Annotated in this window: 3 protein-coding genes; all 3 read right to left on the bottom strand. The window is 61.7% G+C overall.

Annotated elements, in window-relative coordinates; all coding sequences use genetic code 11:
• On the bottom strand, positions 1 to 444 hold a 444-nt coding region (locus EN994_RS28005; RefSeq protein ID WP_245466103.1), incomplete at its 3' end, for a glutamate synthase-related protein.
• Positions 445 to 450: 6 nt separating this feature from the next.
• Positions 451 to 1,176, bottom strand: coding sequence for a GXGXG domain-containing protein (locus EN994_RS28000; protein ID WP_013532905.1), 726 nt, complete (start codon positions 1,174 to 1,176; stop codon positions 451 to 453).
• A gap of 4 nt (positions 1,177 to 1,180) precedes the next feature.
• Positions 1,181 to 2,077, bottom strand: a complete 897-nt coding sequence (locus EN994_RS27995; protein ID WP_063167616.1) for a glutamine amidotransferase family protein — start codon at positions 2,075 to 2,077, stop codon at positions 1,181 to 1,183.
• Between the last annotated feature and the right edge of the window lie 184 nt (positions 2,078 to 2,261).

The following is a 2,261-nucleotide window of genomic DNA, read 5'->3' as shown; positions in this document are numbered from 1 at the left end:
CATGCCGTAGCGCGACGGCAGATATTGATAGACCAGTTGCTTGGAATGGCCGCGCTCCTCCTCGGTCATGCCGCCGTCGCCCGTCGTGGTCGAGGTGCCCGACAGGGTAGCGCCGCGTCCGAGCGCTTCCTTGGCCGGACCCGACAGCGAGCCGAAGCTCATGCCGGCAATGGTGATCGGAATCTTCAACTCGATCGGCTTCTTGGCATGGCGAGAGCCGAGCACGACCGATGTGTCGCAGCGCTCGCGATAGCCTTCGAGCGGGTAACGCGAGATCGAGGCGCCGAGGAACAGTAGGTCGTCGAAATGCGGCAGCTTGCGCTTGGCGCCGGCGCCACGGATGTCATAGATGCCGGTCGCCGCGGCACGGCGGATCTCGGAAAGCGTGTAGTCGTCGAAGGTCGCGGATTTGCGCGGCGTCGTCGGCGGGTTCCTGTAGGTCATGCTGCCTCAATACGCGTCGGCGTTGTCGATATTGAAATTATAGAGGGTACGCGCCGAGCCGTAGCGCTTGAACTCCGACGGCTTGACGCCGGTGACGCCGGCGCGGTCGAGCAGGCCCTGCAGCAATTCCAGATGCTCGGTCCGCATTTCCTTGGCGATGCAGTCGGCGCCGAGGCTGTCGACCTTGCCGCGCACGAAGAGCCGCGCCTCGTAGATGGAATCGCCGAGCGCATCGCCGGCATCGCCCAACACCACCAGATTGCCTGACTGCGCCATGAAGGCCGACATATGGCCGATATTTCCATGCACGACGATATCGATGCCCTTCATCGAAATGCCGCAGCGCGACGAGGCGTTGCCTTCGATGACCAGCAGGCCGCCCTTGCCGGTGGCGCCGGCATACTGGCTGGCGTCGCCTTTGATGGTGATCGAGCCCGACATCATGTTCTCGCCGACTCCAGGCCCTGCCGAGCCATGCACGGTAATGGTGCTGCCGGAATTCATGCCGCCGCAGTAATAGCCGACGCTGCCGCGCACATCGATGGCAACAGGCTGGTCGACGCCAACGGCCACCGAATGGCTGCCTTTCGGGTTCAGCACTTCCCATGCCGTTTCGTTCGAGCCGGGAGCCAGATTGTGCAGCGCCTGGTTGAGTTCGCGCAGCGACAACTGGTCGAGATCGAAGACCCGAGGGTCGTGTGCCGCGGTTTTTGAAAGCGTGGTTGCCGGCATGAACTCAATGCTCCCAGAAATAGACGGTTGCGGGCTCGGGTTCCCAGACCCTCGCATTGTCTATGCCGGGCAGTTTGGTCAGCGCGCGATATTCCGAGCCGAAGGCGACATATTGGTCGGTTTCGGCCATCACGGCTGGCTTGCAGGCAATCGGATCGCGCACCACGCCAAAGCCGTTCTTGGTGCCGACGACGAAGGTGAAGAAGCCGTCGAGGTCGGAGAGCGTGCCTTCCAGCGCCTCGCCGAGATTCTTGCCATGCGCCATCTGTGACGAGAGATAGGCGGCAGCGACTTCGGTGTCGTTCTCGGTTTCGAAGGTCATGCCTTCGCGGATCAGTTCGCGGCGGACATTGTTGTGGTTCGACAGCGAGCCATTGTGCACCAGGCACTGGTCGGCGCCGGTCGAGAACGGATGCGCGCCCATCGTCGTCACCGCCGATTCCGTCGCCATGCGGGTATGGCCGATGCCATGTGTGCCGGTCATCTTGCGGACATCGAAGCGATCGACGACTGCCTCGGGCAGGCCGACTTCCTTGTAGATCTCGACCACGTCGCCGGCGCCCATGATGCGGATGTCGGGGCGCAGCGCCTGGATGGTTTCGCGCGCTTCATCGATCTTCGCGGGGGTGGTCCTGACGACTGCATGGGTGGATTTCACCGCGATCGTCACCGGCGTGCCGATGGCCTTGGCGAGCTCCGCCTCGAGGCCGCGGAAATCGCGGTCGGGCTTGGCCGACTGGATGGTGATCTTGGCCTCATTCTTGGACGGCGCGCCATAGATGGCGATGCCGGCGCTATCGGGACCGCGATCGCTGAGCGAGATCAGCATCTGCGACAGCATCGCGCCAAGCTGGGGTTCCAGCGACTTGTCCTTCAAAAACAGTCCGACAATTCCACACATGTCAGCCTCCCGACGTTTTGTAGCTAAGAGATCGTTTGCAACTCTGAAAATGATGTATCGAATGAGGTCCGCAAATTCAATCGTATGAAAAAAATATTCCTCTAATTACCTATGCGTCTCAATGCCGCTCTGCCCACTATCGTTGCCTTGCCGGGCGTTGTGAACCCATTTGGCGGTGCGGATG

It is taken from the genome of Mesorhizobium sp. M7A.F.Ca.CA.002.09.1.1, from assembly GCF_003998555.1.
GTDB classification, from domain to species: Bacteria; Pseudomonadota; Alphaproteobacteria; order Rhizobiales; family Rhizobiaceae; genus Mesorhizobium; species Mesorhizobium ciceri.
The sequence above is the reverse complement of the archived record's forward strand: the minus strand, read 5'-3'. Positions and strand labels throughout refer to the sequence as shown.

What these genes read in the sequence shown, in the direction of transcription:
- EN994_RS28000 (WP_013532905.1), bottom strand. Translation starts at nt 1,176, where the DNA reads ATGCCGGCAACCACGCTTTCAAAAACCGCGGCACACGACCCTCGGGTC.
- EN994_RS27995 (WP_063167616.1), bottom strand. Translation starts at nt 2,077, where the DNA reads ATGTGTGGAATTGTCGGACTGTTTTTGAAGGACAAGTCGCTGGAACCC.